General features: G+C 74.2%; 14 protein-coding genes. 7 read left to right on the top strand and 7 right to left on the bottom strand.

Annotated features, from left to right (window positions below; genetic code table 11):
- Positions 1–201 precede the first annotated feature (201 nt).
- On the top strand, positions 202–1,011 hold the full coding sequence (locus BIV28_RS07430; RefSeq protein WP_076260614.1) for a TetR/AcrR family transcriptional regulator: 810 nt from the start codon (positions 202–204) through the stop codon (positions 1,009–1,011).
- Between the two features lie 3 nt (positions 1,012–1,014).
- On the opposite strand, the gene BIV28_RS07425 is transcribed toward BIV28_RS07430, so the two are convergent.
- Complete coding sequence (locus BIV28_RS07425; RefSeq protein ID WP_076260612.1) at positions 1,015–1,788, bottom strand: TetR/AcrR family transcriptional regulator; 774 nt, start codon at positions 1,786–1,788, stop codon at positions 1,015–1,017.
- Between the two features lie 97 nt (positions 1,789–1,885).
- Between BIV28_RS07425 and BIV28_RS07420 the strand changes: the two genes are divergently transcribed.
- A complete protein-coding gene (locus BIV28_RS07420; protein ID WP_076260610.1) occupies positions 1,886–3,487 on the top strand; it encodes an MFS transporter in 1,602 nt (533 codons plus the stop codon).
- 268 nt (positions 3,488–3,755) lie between these two features.
- On the opposite strand, the gene BIV28_RS07415 is transcribed toward BIV28_RS07420, so the two are convergent.
- Together BIV28_RS07415 and BIV28_RS07410 are read right to left on the bottom strand one after the other, a co-directional pair.
- Positions 3,756–4,064, bottom strand: a complete 309-nt coding sequence (locus BIV28_RS07415; protein WP_076260608.1) for a hypothetical protein — start codon at positions 4,062–4,064, stop codon at positions 3,756–3,758.
- A 315-nt stretch (positions 4,065–4,379) separates the two neighbouring features.
- Positions 4,380–6,431 (bottom strand): MMPL family transporter, encoded by a 2,052-nt coding sequence (locus BIV28_RS07410; protein WP_076260607.1) that lies wholly within the window; start codon positions 6,429–6,431, stop codon positions 4,380–4,382.
- A 64-nt stretch (positions 6,432–6,495) separates the two neighbouring features.
- Here BIV28_RS07410 and BIV28_RS07405 point away from each other — a divergent pair, with 64 nt between their 5' ends.
- Positions 6,496–7,041, top strand: a complete 546-nt coding sequence (locus BIV28_RS07405) for a MarR family winged helix-turn-helix transcriptional regulator (protein ID WP_242652821.1) — start codon at positions 6,496–6,498, stop codon at positions 7,039–7,041.
- Between the two features lie 27 nt (positions 7,042–7,068).
- Here BIV28_RS07405 and BIV28_RS07400 read toward each other — a convergent pair whose 3' ends face one another.
- From BIV28_RS07400 to BIV28_RS07385, 4 genes are all read right to left on the bottom strand, one after another.
- Complete coding sequence (locus tag BIV28_RS07400) at positions 7,069–8,319, bottom strand: NAD(P)/FAD-dependent oxidoreductase (RefSeq protein ID WP_076260604.1); 1,251 nt, start codon at positions 8,317–8,319, stop codon at positions 7,069–7,071.
- Between the two features lie 63 nt (positions 8,320–8,382).
- Positions 8,383–8,616 (bottom strand): hypothetical protein, encoded by a 234-nt coding sequence (locus BIV28_RS07395; protein ID WP_076260603.1) that lies wholly within the window; start codon positions 8,614–8,616, stop codon positions 8,383–8,385.
- An 85-nt stretch (positions 8,617–8,701) separates the two neighbouring features.
- Complete coding sequence (locus tag BIV28_RS07390) at positions 8,702–9,343, bottom strand: dimethylarginine dimethylaminohydrolase family protein (protein WP_341350204.1); 642 nt, start codon at positions 9,341–9,343, stop codon at positions 8,702–8,704.
- 180 nt (positions 9,344–9,523) lie between these two features.
- Positions 9,524–10,492, bottom strand: a complete 969-nt coding sequence (locus BIV28_RS07385) for a LysR family transcriptional regulator (protein WP_076260602.1) — start codon at positions 10,490–10,492, stop codon at positions 9,524–9,526.
- Between the two features lie 140 nt (positions 10,493–10,632).
- Here BIV28_RS07385 and BIV28_RS07380 point away from each other — a divergent pair, with 140 nt between their 5' ends.
- From BIV28_RS07380 to BIV28_RS07365, 4 genes are all read left to right on the top strand, one after another.
- Entirely contained in the window at positions 10,633–11,400 is a 768-nt protein-coding gene (locus BIV28_RS07380) for a MerR family transcriptional regulator (RefSeq protein ID WP_076260601.1), read from the top strand.
- 182 nt (positions 11,401–11,582) lie between these two features.
- Positions 11,583–12,617 (top strand): aspartate-semialdehyde dehydrogenase, encoded by a 1,035-nt coding sequence (locus BIV28_RS07375; protein WP_076260600.1) that lies wholly within the window; start codon positions 11,583–11,585, stop codon positions 12,615–12,617.
- A gap of 93 nt (positions 12,618–12,710) precedes the next feature.
- Positions 12,711–13,370: a dTMP kinase gene (gene tmk, locus BIV28_RS07370; RefSeq protein ID WP_076260598.1), complete on the top strand. Its 660-nt coding sequence runs from the start codon at positions 12,711–12,713 to the stop codon at positions 13,368–13,370.
- On the top strand, positions 13,367–14,527 hold the full coding sequence (locus BIV28_RS07365; RefSeq protein ID WP_076260596.1) for a DNA polymerase III subunit delta': 1,161 nt from the start codon (positions 13,367–13,369) through the stop codon (positions 14,525–14,527). The genes tmk and BIV28_RS07365 overlap by 4 nt, the downstream gene beginning before the upstream one ends.
- Positions 14,528–14,535 lie beyond the last annotated feature (8 nt).

The following is a 14,535-nucleotide window of genomic DNA, read 5'->3' as shown; positions in this document are numbered from 1 at the left end:
TGCCGGTGTCGATGCCGGTGCCGGCGGTGGCGGCGTCGGGGGCCGCGGGTGGCGGCGAGGTCGTGGACGGGGTGGTCATGGTGCCTCCTCGGTTGGCGAACGATGTTCGTGACGAACAGTGTTCTACTCGCGAACACTGTTCGCGTCAAGTACGATGTTCGTCAGGCGGCCGCCGAGGGCCGCGACGGCGAGGGGAGCGGCATGGGCAACGGCGGAACGGTGGGGTCGGGAGCGGCCGACCTGCCCGAGGTGCCCTGGCGTCCGCGGCCGCGGGCCACCCGCGCCCGCACGCCGATCTCGCTCGAGCGGATCGTCGACACCGCCCTGCGGATCGTCGACGCCGAGGGCACCGAGGGCGTGACGATGCGGCGCGTCGCCACCGAGCTCGGCACCGGCCCCGCCTCGCTCTACGCCTACGTCGAGTCGCGCGAGGAGCTGCTCGTGCGGGTCCACGAGCGGGTCATCGAGGAGGTCGACTTCCCCGACTTCCGCGCGGTCGGCTGGCAGGAGGGGCTGCGTCGCTTCGCCGCCGGCGTCCACGACGTCTACCGCCGGCACGCCGACATCGCCCTGCTCAGCTTCGCCGACATCCCGACGACCGAGGCGTCCCTGCGCGGCGCGGAGGACCTCCTCGCCGCGATGCGCGACGGTGGGGTGCCGATGAACGTCGCGGCCTGGGCCATGGACCGCATCTCGCTCTACATCGGGGCTGACGCGTACGAGGGCTGGCTCATGCAGCGTCGCTTCGGCGGGGCCACGCCGGAGGAGTCGGAGGAGCGGGGCAGGGCCTACTTCGCCCAGGTCGGGGACTTCTTCGCCGCCCTGCCGCGCGACCGGTTCCCGGTCATGACCTCCCACATCGGCGAGCTGATGGACGGCGACGGCGAGGAGCGCTTCGCCTTCGGCGTCGACATGTTCATCGCCGGCATCGCCAGCACCGTGCCCGCCGAGGGTGGCGCCGCTTCGGGTCGCGAGGGGCGCAAGGGGCGCAAGGAGCGCGACGAGCGCTGAGCCTCAACGGGATCGGGCGATGAGCGCCTCGATGCCGTCGAGCAGCAGCGCCAGGCCGTGCTCGAACTCCTCGTCGAAGAAGTCGCCGTCCTCGTCGTCGAGCGCCTCGGGGCCGGCGGAGACCAGGTGCGGGAAGCGTTCGGCGTCGACGAGCAGGCCGATGCGCTGGAGGTAGTCGGCCTGCGGACCGTCGGGGTCGAGCGTGCCGACGAGCCCCATCTGCACCGACTGGCGCACGTGGTTGTGGTTCCAGCCGTCGATGGCGAGCATCGAGGAGAGCCGCTGCTGAGAGGTGAGGTCGGCCCCCTCGAGCGCCTCGAGGCCGCGCTCCATCCACTCGATCGCGTTGGGGGTCAGGGGTGGCGCGGCCTGGCGCACCTCGACGGTCCACGGGTGGGCCATGCGGCGCTGTGAGAGCTGACGCGTCCAGGCGGTGATCCGCTCCCGCCAGCCCTGGCCGGGGGTGAAGTGCAGGTCGGGGGCGCCCAGGGCGACGTCGAGCATGACGGCGCCGAGCTCGTCGCGGCTGTCGACGTACCGGTAGAGCGACATCGTCGTGAACCCGACGGCCCTCGCGACGCTCTTCATCGAGACGGCGTCGAGGCCCTCGCGGTCGGCGATGGCGACCGCGGCGGCGCCGATCTCCTCGATGCTCCGGGCGGGACGGGGGCCGCGCCGGCCCTCCGGCTCGCGGCCCCAGAGCAATTGGAGGTAGCGCGGCAGGCTCGGCTGCACCGGTGGTGCGGTTGGCGCGGGTCGCGCGCTCTCGTCGGTCACGGGCCGATCCTAACCAACTGCTTGCGTGGTACGCAGTTACGTCCTATCTTCTGTGTACCACCTAAACACTATGCGTCATACACAGATAGGATCCGCCATGCGCGCCTCGCCCGCCGTCGCACCACCGTCCTCCTCGCCCCGGGCCGGACGTCGAGAGTGGACCGCCCTCGCCGTGCTCTGCCTGCCCCTCCTCATCGTGTCGATGGACGTCTCGGTCCTCTTCTTCGCCGTGCCGCACATCGCCGAGGCCCTCGCCCCGACGGCCACCCAGGTGCTGTGGATGTTCGACGTCTACGGCTTCGTCCTCGCCGGCCTGCTCCTGACGATGGGCAACCTCGCCGACCGCATGGGCCGGCGCCGGCTGCTCCTGCTCGGGGCCCTGGCCTTCGGTCTCGCCTCCCTGCTCGCCGCGTGGGCCCCGAGCGCCGAGTGGCTCATCGCGGCCCGCGCGCTCATGGGGGTCGGCGGGGCCACCCTCATGCCGAGCACGCTGGCCCTCGTGCGCAACCTCTTCGCCGACCCCGGCGAGCGCGCCCGGGCGGTGGGTGTCTGGTCGGCGGTCATGGCCGGCGGCGTCGGCATCGGACCGGTCATCTCCGGGGTCCTGCTCGCGCACTTCTGGTGGGGCTCGGTGTTCCTCGTCAACGTCCCGGTCATGCTGGCGCTGCTCGCCGTCGCCCCGTTCCTGCTGCCGGAGTCGAAGGCCGCGTCGGCCCGCGTCGACGCCGTCGGCTCGGTCCTGTCGCTGCTCGCGATCCTGCCGCTCGTCCACGTGCTCAAGCAGGTCGCCGCCGACGGCTGGTCGCTGCCGCTCGCCGGGTTCCTCCTCGTCGGCGTGGCCTCGGGGGTGGCCTTCGTGCGGCGCCAGTCGCGCGTCGCCCACCCGATGGTCGACCTCACGCTCTTCCGTCGCCGCGGCTTCGGCGGCTCGGTCGCCGTGCAGGTCATCGGCATGTTCGGCGTCATGGGCAACGCCGTGCTCGTGACCCAGTACCTCCAGTCCGTGCTCGGCTACAGCGCACTCGCCGCGGCGCTGTGGAGCCTGCTGCCGTCGGTCTTCGTCGGCGCCGCGGCGCCGGCCGCGGCGGCCCTCGCCGGACGCGTTGGGCGGCCTGTCGTCATGGCCATCGGGTTCGTCACGGCAGCAGGGGGATTCATGGGGATGCGGCTCGCGGGCGTCGACTCCTCCATCGTCGTGACGCTCGTGGCCGCGTCACTCGTGGCAGCGGGCCTGGTGTCGGTCGCGACGCTCGTCACCGAGTACGCGATCGGCGTGGCGCCCGCCGAGCGGGCCGGGTCGGTGTCGGCGCTCGTCGAGACGGCCGGCGAGCTCGGGGGTGCCCTCGGGATGGCGGTGCTCGGCAGCGTCCTCGGTGCCACCTACGCCTCGCGCGTCGTGGAGCTGCTGCCTGCGGGCCTGCCCGCGCCGGTCGTCGACGCCGCGAGCCAGACACTGGGGGAGGCGTCGGTCCTCGCCGGGCGCCTCGGTGGCGCGACGGGCGACGGCGTGCTCGCCGCGGCCCGTGCGGCCTACGTGCACGGCATGCACGTCACCGACGTCGTGGCGGCTGGGGTCCTCGTGGCCGGCGCGCTGGTGGCGCTCGCCTTCCTGCCCCGGGGCGGGGCCCCCGGTGCGGAGGCCGACGGTCTAGAAGTCGCCGACGGCGTCGGGTCGGGCGCGGCCACGCCCGTCGGCTGAGGCGGGCCGGAACTGCCGCGAGCGTGGACCACGGGCTGGGAAGGTCGGGCTCGTGGTCCACGCCGCGCCCCGCCGGACGGGAGCGCAGCACGTCCGGCGGGAGTCGTGGTGGTCGAGGGAAGGTGGTCGAGGGTGTGCGGGCGGGGGCCGGATCGGGTGGGGTCGGGGCGGCCCCGACGCCACCCCGACCCGCCGACCCCCGCGCGACGGTCAGCCGGTGGGGACCGGCTCGCTCACGGGTTCACCCGCAGCACGTCACCCGCGCCCGTCACCCGCACCACGGGTAGACGAACAGGCTGCTGCTGCCGGCGCGGTGGTCGGCGAGCAGGAGGCTGAGCGGGATCGGGTCGGGCACGCCGCTGATGTCGGCGCCGGGCCGGGGCGTGACCCCGACCGCCAGGGCGGTCGAGATCGGCAGCCCGCTGCTCGCGACCTTCGAGAAGACGCCGAGCGACTTGAGCGTGTTCATCCCGGCCCGCATGCAGGCGGTGTCCGGCGCCGCGGACGCCGAGCCGGCGCTCGTGAGGGCGGCGGTGGCGGCCAGGGCCAGGGCGGCGGTGGCGGTGACGATCTTCATCGGTGACTCCTGTGTCTCCCCGAGCGTCCACGGTTTGTCAAAGGTTCGACGCCTCAGCGTCGGGGTGCCCGCCACTGCCTGTCAAGCGTTTGTCAAAGGTTTGTGGAGGATCAAGCCAGGCGCACCGATCGGGCCGGACGAGAAGTGCGCCATGGCGGACTTGGCGCGGCGTTCCCGGGCTTTCGGGCACTGGAAGTGCGCCATGGCGGACTTGGCGCGGCGTTCCCGGGGCCCTGGGTGCGGGAAGTGCGCCATGGCGCGACCTGGCGCACCTCCCGCGTGGCTTCGTGACGGTGGTGACGGCGGCCCGAGCGGTCAGACGTGCTGCAGCTCGGAGGTCGGAATCTCGACGGCCTCCACCCGGCGGATGCGGCGCGGCCACCAGAACCGGTCGCCGAGGACGATGGCGATGGCCGGCACGAGCAGCGTGCGCACGACGAGGGTGTCGAGCAGCACGCCGACGCAGATGATGACGCCGATCTGGGCCAGCACGACGAGCGGCAGGACTCCCAGCACCGCGAACACCGCGGCGAGGAGGATGCCGGCGCTCGTGATGACGCCACCGGTCGCCGCGAGCCCGCGGAGCATGCCGAGGCGTGGCCCGTGCCGCCGCGTCTCCTCCTGCGCCCGGGTGACGAGGAAGATGTTGTAGTCGACGCCGAGTGCCACGAGGAAGACGAAGGCGTAGAGCGGCGCGTTGTCGTCGAGGGCCTCGAACCCGAACACCTTCGTGAAGATCCACCACGACGCGCCGACGCTGGCCAGGTAGGTCGCCACGACGGTCGAGACGAGGACGAGCGGCGCGACCACGGAGCGCAGCAGCAGGCCGAGCGCGACGAGGACGAGGCCCAGGACGATCGGCAGGATGACGAACCGGTCGCGCGAGGACGCCTCCGCCTGGTCGAGCGCGACGGCCTCGGTGCCGCCGACGTGGGTCTGCGCGATCGGCGCCACGGCGTCGCGCAGGGCGCGAACGGTGGACGTCGCCTCGGGAGAGCTCGGCGCGGCGGAGATCACGGCGTCCACCTCGGCGACGCCGTCGCCGCGCGCCGTGACCCGGGCGCTCGCCACGCCGTCGACCCCGGCCGCGGCCGTGCGGACCGCCTCGGCGTCGCCCGTGGTGACGATGACGGCAGGGTCGGCGCTGCCGGCCGGGAACGACTGGGCGAGACGCTCCCCGGCCGCGATGGCCTCGGGCTTGGTGAGGAACTGGTCGGACTGCTTGAGGCCGGTGTCGACGGCGAGCAGCCCGCTCGCCATGGCGGCGAGCACGACGAGCGTCACGGCGATGACGCGTCGCGGGTGCGCGGCCACGCGGTCGCCGACGCGGCGCCAGAGGGAGTGGCCGTCGGCGAGCGACTCCTGGCCGACGTGCGGCACGCGCGGCCAGAAGACCCAGCGCCCGAAGCACACGAGGGTGGCCGGCAGGACGAGGAGCACGAACGCCGCGGCGACGACCACGCCCACGGCGCAGGCGAGCCCGAGCCCGCGCGTCGCCGGGAAGAGCGAGAGCAGCAGCGTCAGGAGGCCGACGACGACCGTGACCGCGCTCGACAGGACGGCCTCGGCGGTGCGGTGCAGGGCGAGGGACATCGCCTCGCGGCGGTCCTCGTGGTGGCGCAGCTCGTCGCGGTAGCGGGAGATGAGCAGCAGGGCGTAGTCGGTGCCGGCGCCGAAGACGAGGACCGACAGGATGCCGATCGTCGACTCGTCCCAGGCCTGCCCGAAGGCCGACAGTACGTGCGTGGCGACGACCGCGGCGACGCGGTCGGCCACGCCGACGACGACGAGCGGTACGACCCAGAGGATCGGGCTGCGGTAGGTCAGCACCAGCAGCAGTGCGACGACCGACGCCGTCGCGAGCAGCAGCCGCGTGTTGGCGCCGTCGAAGACCTTGGCGAGGTCGGCCTCGACGGCGGCCGGGCCGGTGACCTGCGCAGTGAGTCCCTCGGGCAGGCCCTCGCGGGCGGTGGTGCGGATGTCGGCGACGGCCTTGCCCGTACCGGTCGCGTCGGTCGCGGTGACGGGCACGACGACCAGCGCGGCCGTGCCGTCGTCGCTGCGCTGCGGCGGGATGCGGCCCCCGCCGGGCAGCGCCGCCGCGCGCTCCTGCACGGCCGCGAGGTCGGCGGCGTCGAGGCGCCCGCCCTCCCGCGAGAAGAGGACGACGGCGCTCGAGCCCTTGACCTCGGGCAGGCGCTCGCGCAGCTGCGCGGCGGCAGCGCTGTCGGAGCCGACCGGCAACGCGTCGGTGGTCGAGGCGGTGCGCGTCGCCTCCCCGACGGCGCCGACGACGCCCATGGCCCCTGCAAGCGCGAGAATGACGATGGCGATGGCCCACCATCGCCGCGTGATCCTGTCGGTCATACCCCGCACGACCCACCTCCGGACTAGGATGAGTAACTGGGTTACTCAGAAGATTACTAAGTTGGTGAGTGAGATTAGCACGAAGCGACGCGACGCGTCAGCGACCCCCGGCGCCGCCACCCGGCCCGGAGGCGCCGGTGCCCCCGACCTGCCCGAGGGCGGGCTGGTCCCCGGGGTGCCGCAGTGGCGCACGACGCCGACCCTCGCCGCCCTCCAGGAGCTCGTCGAGCTCTCCGAGACCGTGCCCGCGACGGTGGCCCGCCAGGCCGGGCTCTCCACCTCCGAGCTGCACTCGCTGCGCCACCTCATGCGCGGCCCGATCGGCCCGGTCGAGCTGTCGCGGCTGCTCGGCGTCACCTCGGCCGCCTCGTCCGGCGTCGTGGACCGGCTCGTCTCCCACGGGCACGCCGAGCGGCGCTCGCACCCCGGCGACGGCCGCCGCACCGAGGTGGTCATCACCGACAGCGGCCGGGCCGAGGTGCTCGCGCGGATGCGCCCCATGTTCGAGGCGCTCGCCGCGCTCGATGCCTCGCTCGCCGACGACGAGCGTGCGGTCGTCGAGCGCTACCTCCGTGGCGCCATCGACGCCATGACGTCGCTGACCCGCTGACCCGCTGACCCGCCGGCGCCCGGCCGGTCAGGGCAGGTGGGCGTTGACCGCCTCGGCCGCGCGCTGGCCCGACACGAGCGCGCCCTGGATCGAGGCGGTGTCGCGGTGGTCGCCGCAGACGAAGAGCCCGTCGCCCACGTGCACCGGCGAGCGCACCTCGAGCGGGGGAGCCATGAGCGGCAGGGCCGCGGCGACCCGGTGGCGCGTCACGGTGCGCCAGCCGCTCGTGTCGCACCCGTAGATCTCGCCGACGTGGCGCAGCACCTCGGCCTCCGCGGCGTCGCCGTCGGGCCGGTCGAGCAGGCAAGTGGCCTCGACGAGGTGGCGCGTCGGCGGGGCGTAGCTCGGTGCCGCCGCCGACAGGACGGCGGTGTTCCACACGGGTCCGGGCGAGGTGTGGTCGTGGCGGCGGCCGTCGAGGGCCACGAGCGGCAGCTCGGTCGGCGGCTCGGGCGCCTCGAACCACCAGGTGACGAGCCCCCGGGTGGCCGGTTCCGGCAGCGGCGTCAGGTCGGCGACGCCACCCGGGTCGGTCGCGACGACGGCCGCGCGGGCGCGCAGCCGCGTGCCGTCGACGCGTACGTCGACGGCCTCGCTCGACGCGTCGATCGACTCGACGTGGCTGTGGAGGCGGACGCGGTCACCGAGCGGGCCGGCCAGCTGCTCGGGCAGCGCCTGCATGCCCTGGGCCGGCACCGCCGGGCGCCCGAGGGCGAACATCCGCACGAGCAGCTTGGTGAAGTTGGCCGAGCTGGTGCCGTGGCTGTCGACGAGGACGCCGGCGAGGAACGGGTCGAGGACCTCCCGGCGCAGGCGCCCGGTGACCCCGGCTTCGTCGAACGACTCCGCGAGGGTCGTGTCGGGCTGGCGGATGACGGTCTGCGGGTCGGCCATGACGCGCGCGGTCCACCGGGTCACGCCGGCGAGCTCGCGCGGGTGCAGGTAGCCCGAGCGGATGGTGCGGGCCAGCAGCTTGGGTTCGCGGACCGGGTCGGCGACGACCTGGAGGCCGTCGGTGCGTCGCACGAGGACGCCGGAGCCGAACGGCTTGAGGTCGAGGGCGCCGACGTCGACCCACCGGCGCACCGCCGGGTAGGCGGGGTTGAGCACCTGGAAGCCGCGGTCGCAGCGGAACCCGTCGACGACGTCGGTGCGGACGCGCCCACCGACCGCGTCGCTCGACTCGAGGACGACGACGTCGCGACCCAGCTCGGTCAGCCGTCGTGCGCACCTCAGACCTGCGAGCCCAGCACCCACGACGACGACGTCTGCGTCCACTGAAGGATCACCCCACTGCTCGAGTCCGGCCCCCGCTTGGGCAGCCTAGACCCGCGGCGTGGCTCAACGGGGCGCCGGACGCAGCGGGTTCGGGCCGGTGACGGCGGACCCGGTGGGCCGGGCCGACCGGCGCCGCAGCGCGACGGCGAGGACGACGAGGGCCGCGGTGACGTTGGCGCACGTCGCGACGGCGACCCAGCCGAGGTAGGCGCCGAACGTCCAGTCGAGCACGGCCCGCTCGGGGAGCCCGCCCACGGCCGGGATAGCCGTCAGGCGCCGCACCAGGGTGCCGAGCACCCAGGCCGACGTAGATCGGCGTCCACACCGAGAAGGCGGGGTCGCCGGTGCGACGTCAGCCACTTTGCCCGGATCGATAACGCCCCTAGCCGCGCAGGCGCACCGACAGGCAGGTGACGCAGCCCTCGAGCTTCTCGAACTCGGAGATGTCGACGACCGTCACGTCGAGGCCGCGCCCCTCGAGCAGGTGGGCGGTGCGCGGGGCCGCCGCCGACATGAGCACCGACTGGCCGCCGAGCAGCACGACGTGCGCGCCGGCCTCCTCGGGGACGGGCACGAAGGTGTCCCACACCGACGGGTCGTCGACGAGCGGCGGGTAGCCGATGACGCTGCCGTCGGGGAGCGCGGTGACGGCCGACTTGAGGTGCAGGACCCGCGAGACCGGCACCGGCACGACCTCGACCCGGTTGCGGGAGAAGGCCGCCGCCAGCTGGCGGACACCCTCGGCGTCGGTGCGGCCGCCGACGCCGACCCACACGTGGCGGCCGTGCTTGAGCACGTCGCCGCCGTCGAGCGTGCCCGGAGCGGTCACCTCGACGACGCGGTAGCCGTGCGCCTCGACCGCCTCGCGGACGCCGACCCGCTCGTCGCGCCGGGCGGGCGCGCCGCTGCGGCACAGCACCGCGACATCGCCGTGCACGACGACCTGGTCCTCGACGAACACGCCGTCGGGACAGGCGTCGACGGGGGCCACCTCCTCGAGGTGCCAGCCCCGCCGGCGCAGCACGTCGCAGTACTCGTGCTACTGGCGCAGCGCCAGCCCGGCGTCGACACGGGTGGCGCGCTCGAGGTGCGTCACGATCCCGTCCGCGAGCAGGGGGGAGGGTCGGCGGACGAGCGCGAGGCGACGGTGCACGCGCTCACCCTAGGGGGCCGACGCGTCCGGCCCCGGCGCGCGAGCCCGGGCTCAGTTGGCGAGGGTCGGCTTCTCCTCCGACAGCGCGGTGCGCCACCAGTCCTGGGTCTGGGCCGTGTGGGTCAGCTGCTCGCGGTAGGCCGAGCCGGCGGCCCGCGCACACCGCTCGACGTCCGGCTCGTCGAGCGCCCCACGGCGCCAACGGAGTACGCGCCTGGCGGTGATCGGCTGGCCGGTGAGCGGGCGCAGCACGCCACCCGGCGGGGCCGACGCCGTCGGTACCGCGAACGACACGGCGCGCCCGGCCACGACCGAGGGCCACAGCGGGCCGAGGTCGTGCGGGCCGTAGCTCGACCGGAGCGTCATGCCGAGCCGGGCCAGCACCGCCGCCGTGGCCTCGCTGCCGGGGTCGATCTCCGACGGCGGCAGGATCCAGTCCTCGCCGGCGAGGTCGGTGATGTCGACGCATCGGCGGGACGCGAGGGGGTGCGTGGCCGACAGCGCGACGAGCAGCGGCTCCCGCTCGACGACGCCCCGCTCGCCGATCATCGGCGACTCGACCGGCGTCGCGGCGGTCAGGACGATGACGACCGCGACGTCGATGCGCCCGTCGACGAGGGCCGCCGTGGTCGTCGTGCCCGGCAGCGGCGGCACGGGCATGAGGGGGCGGCGCATGTCGGTGGCGTAGGCCTGACCGACGAACGAGCTGAAGAAGCGCATCGAGTCCGAGGAGATGCGCAGCGGTCCCCGGGCCGAGGCGTCGGAGCGGATGTCCTCGCGGAGCCCGGCGAGCTCGTCGAGGACGGCCCGGGCCCGCGCGACGACGCGCTCGCCGACCGCCGTGCACTCGACGCCGGCACCCGCAGGGCGGAACACGGTGCACCCGAGGAACCGCTCGATGCGCAGCACCTCCGAGCCGAGCGTCGACTCGGTGACGCCGAGCGCGGCCGCCGCCGCCGGCACGCTGCCGTGCTGGGCGACCGCCGCGACGACGCGCAGGTGACGGACCTCGAGCTCCACGTCCCCGAGACTAGGGCGAGTGCCCCTCTCGTGCCCCCGGACCGGGTGCCCTTGAATGGGCTTGACCCTCACGCCACGTGAGGCACCACGCTCGACCCATGACCACGAGAGCGACGACGAACGCGAGGCTGGAGCCGCACATGACCACCTGGACGGTGGGGCAGGTCGCCGACGTCTTCGGCGTGACGGTGCGCACCCTGCACCACTACGACGAGATCGGCCTGCTCACCCCGAGCGCGCGTTCGGCGGCCGGCTACCGCCTCTACACCGACGCCGACCTGACGCGTCTGCAGCAGGTCGTCGTCTACCGGCGGCTCGAGCTGCCGCTGGAGGAGATCGCCGGCCTCCTCGACGGCGACGAGGACGCGGTGACGCACCTGCGTCGGCAGCGCGACGCGGTCATGACCCGGCTCGACGAGCTCAGTGGGATCGTCGCGGCCATCGACCGAGCACTGGAGAGAGAGATGAGCAACCAGCCCGCCACGCCCGAGGAGATGAAGGAGCTCTTCGGCGACGGCTTCGAGGACGAGTACCAGCAGGAGGCGCAGGAGCGCTGGGGGGAGACCGACGCGTGGAAGCAGTCGGCGGCCCGGACCCAGCGTTACACGAAGGCCGACTGGGAGCAGGTCAAGGCCGAGATGGACGCCGTCAACGCGGCCTTCGTCGCGGCGATGAGCGCCGGGGAGCCGGCGACCAGCGAGGCGGCGATGGACGCCGCCGAGCGCCACCGCCGGCACATCGCCGACCGCTTCTACGACCTCGACCACGACTTCCACCGCGGCCTGGCCGACATGTACGTCGCCGACCCGCGGTTCACGAAGACGTACGAGGACGTCGCGCCCGGACTCGCGCAGTACGTCCACGACGCGATCCACGCGAACGCCGACCGCCACGCGTCAGGCAGCTGACGCGTCGCACGGCCCCTCTTCCTCCCGCGATTCGAGGTATTCGGCGACCGCCGGTGGTCGCCGAACACCTCGAATCGGCGAAGGGCCGGTCAGGGGGAGCGAGGGGCGGGGAGATCGAGCGGGCGTGACCGAGGGGTGAACGCGGCCCGGGCCCGCCACGGCCCGGGCCGTAGCCTTGTGACATGCGAGTCGGTGTCTTCGGTGCTACGGGTCAGGTCGGCGGGGTCATGCGGGCCCTCCTCGAGGAGCGGGACTTCCCGCTCGACGACGTGCGGTTCTTCGCGTCCGCGCGCTCGGCCGGCACGACGCTGCCGTTCAAGGGCCGCGACGTCACCGTCGAGGACTCGGCCACCGCCGACTTCTCCGGCATCGACGTCGCCCTCTTCTCCAACGGCGGCGCCGCGAGCAAGGAGCTCGCGCCCAAGGTCGCCGCGGCCGGTGCCGTCGTCGTCGACAACTCGAGCGCCTGGCGCAAGGACCCCGAGGTGCCGCTCGTCGTCTCCGAGGTCAACGCCGCCGACCTCGACACGATCCCCAAGGGCATCGTGGCCAACCCGAACTGCACGACGATGGCCGCGATGCCGGCCCTCAAGCCGCTGCACGACGCCGCGGGCCTCGTGCGCCTGCACGTCAGCAGCTACCAGGCCGTGAGCGGCTCGGGCGGCAAGGGCGTGCAGGAGCTCGACCGCCAGCTGCGCGGCGCCTACGCCGCCGGCGACCCGGCCGGCCTGGCGCTCGACGGCCGCGCCGTCGAGGTGCCGGAGGCGCAGGTCTACGCCGTGCCCGTCGGCTTCAACGTCGTGCCGCTCGCCGGCTCGATCGTCGACGACGGCTCGCTCGAGACCGACGAGGAGCAGAAGCTGCGCAACGAGTCGCGCAAGATCCTCCATGCCCCCGACCTGCGGGTGTCGGGCACCTGCGTGCGCGTGCCGGTCTTCACCGGGCACAGCCTCGCGATCCACGCCGAGTTCGAGCGCGACATCACGCCCGAGGAGGCGCTCGACCTGCTCAAGAACGCCCCCGGCGTCGTCGTCACCGACGTGCCCAACCCGCTCGAGGCCGCCGGTCGCGACGAGGTCTTCGTCGGTCGCGTCCGCGTCGACCAGGCCGCACCCGAGGGCAAGGGCCTCGTGCTCTTCGTCGTCGGCGACAACCTGCGCAAGGGCGCGGCCCTCAACGCGGTCCAGATCGCCGAGGCGCTCCTCGCCCGACGCTGACTCGCGCCTCGTGCGCCACCCGGGACGGTCGCGTCGCGGAGGGGCCCGTGGGACCGGCGGGCGGTGACGGTGCCATCGCCTAGGCTCGGGGCCGTGACGGAGACGCCCACCGCCAGCACCGCGCGAGCCAGTACGGCGCCCGGCCTCTTCGTCTGCTTCGAGGGCGGCGACGGCGCCGGCAAGTCGACGCAGGTGCGACTGCTCACCGAGGTCCTCGAGGGCCGCGGGCGTCGGGTCGTCGTCACCCGGCAGCCGGGCGGCACCCCGCTCGGCCAGCAGATCCGCGACCTCGTGCTGCACGGCGACCACATGGACTCCCGCGCCGAGGCGCTGCTCTTCGCCGCCGACAAGGCCCACCACGTCGAGACCCTCATCCGACCGGCGCTGGCCGAGGGCGCGGTCGTCATCACCGACCGCTACGTCGACAGCTCGATCACCTACCAGGGGGCCGGCCGCGACCTCGGGGCCGGCGAGATCCGCGACCTGCAGCACTGGGCCGTCGGCGGCGTGCTGCCCGACCTCACGATCGTCCTCGACGTCGCTCCCGAGGTCGGGCGGGCCCGGCGCGGCGACGTCCACGACCGGCTCGAGTCCGAGGCCGACGCCTTCCACGCGGCGGTCCGCCAGGGCTACCTCGACCTCGCGGCCGCCGACCCCGGCCGCTACCTCGTCCTCGACGCCGCCGAGCCCGTGGAGTCGCTGCACGCGGCCGTCCTGGCCCGCGTCGACCACCTCCTCGAGAGCCGCTCATGACCGTCTGGCGCGACCTCGTCGGCCAGGAGCCGACCATCGAGACCCTCTCGCGGGCCGTCCGCGACGAGGCCGCGATGACGCACGCCTGGCTCTTCACGGGGCCGCCGGGCTCCGGGCGGTCCACGGCCGCAAGGGCCTTCGCCGCCGCACTGCAGTGCCCGCAGGGTGGCTGCGGCGAGTGCGTCGAGTGCCGCACCGCCCTCGACGGCACCCATGCCGACGTCAAGGTCGTGGCCACGGAGGGCCTGTCGATCAAGGTCGCCGAGGCGCGCGCCCTCGTCCAAGAGGCGGCGATGCGTCCCTCGGTCGGGAGGTGGCGCATCATCATCATCGAGGACGCCGACCGCCTCACCGCCTACACCGACGCCCCGGCCGACGCGCTGCTCAAGGCGCTCGAGGAGCCGACGCCTCGCACGGTGTGGATGCTGTGCGCCCCGAGCCTCGAGGACGTCATCGTCACGATCCGCTCGCGCTCGCGGCACGTGCGCCTGCGCACCCCGCCGGTCGAGTCGGTCGCCGAGCTGCTCGAGCGCCGCGACGGCGTCGAGCCCGCGATGGCCCTCTACGCCGCGCGCGCCGCCCAGAGCCACATCGGCCTGGCCCGCCGCCTGGCCCGCGACGAGCAGGCCCGCATCCGGCGGCGCGACGTCATCGCCATGTCGACGAAGATCGTCGGCGTGGGCGATGCCATCGGCGCCGCGGCCGACCTCGCCCAGATCGCCGAGGAGGAGTCGTCGGCGTCGAGCACCGAGCGCGACGCCGCCGAGCGCACCCGGCTCATGGAGACCCTCGGCGCCGACCCCGGTGCCCGCGTCCAGCCGCCGCACATCCGCTCGCAGCTCGCCGCCCTCGAGCGCGAGCAGAAGACCCGCGCCACCCGGCACGGCCGCGACGTCATCGACCGGGCGCTCGTCGACCTCACCTCGATCTACCGCGACGCCCTCGTGACCCGGCTCGGCTCCGACGTCGGCCTCGTCAACCCCGACGCCGTCGACCGGGTCCGCGGTCTCGCTGGGGTCTTCACCGCCGAGCAGCTGCTCGGGGCGATGGACGCCATCAGCGAGGCCCGCGACCGCATCAACGCCAACGTCCAGCCGCTGCTCGCGCTCGAGGCGATGGCGCTGCGGCTGCGGCTCCCGCGCGATCTCGGCATGTGAGGAGCCCC

The sequence above is a fragment of the Intrasporangium flavum genome, from assembly GCF_001956915.1.
Classification (GTDB): Bacteria; Actinomycetota; Actinomycetes; order Actinomycetales; family Dermatophilaceae; genus Monashia; species Monashia flava.
The sequence above is the reverse complement of the archived record's forward strand: the minus strand, read 5'-3'. Positions and strand labels throughout refer to the sequence as shown.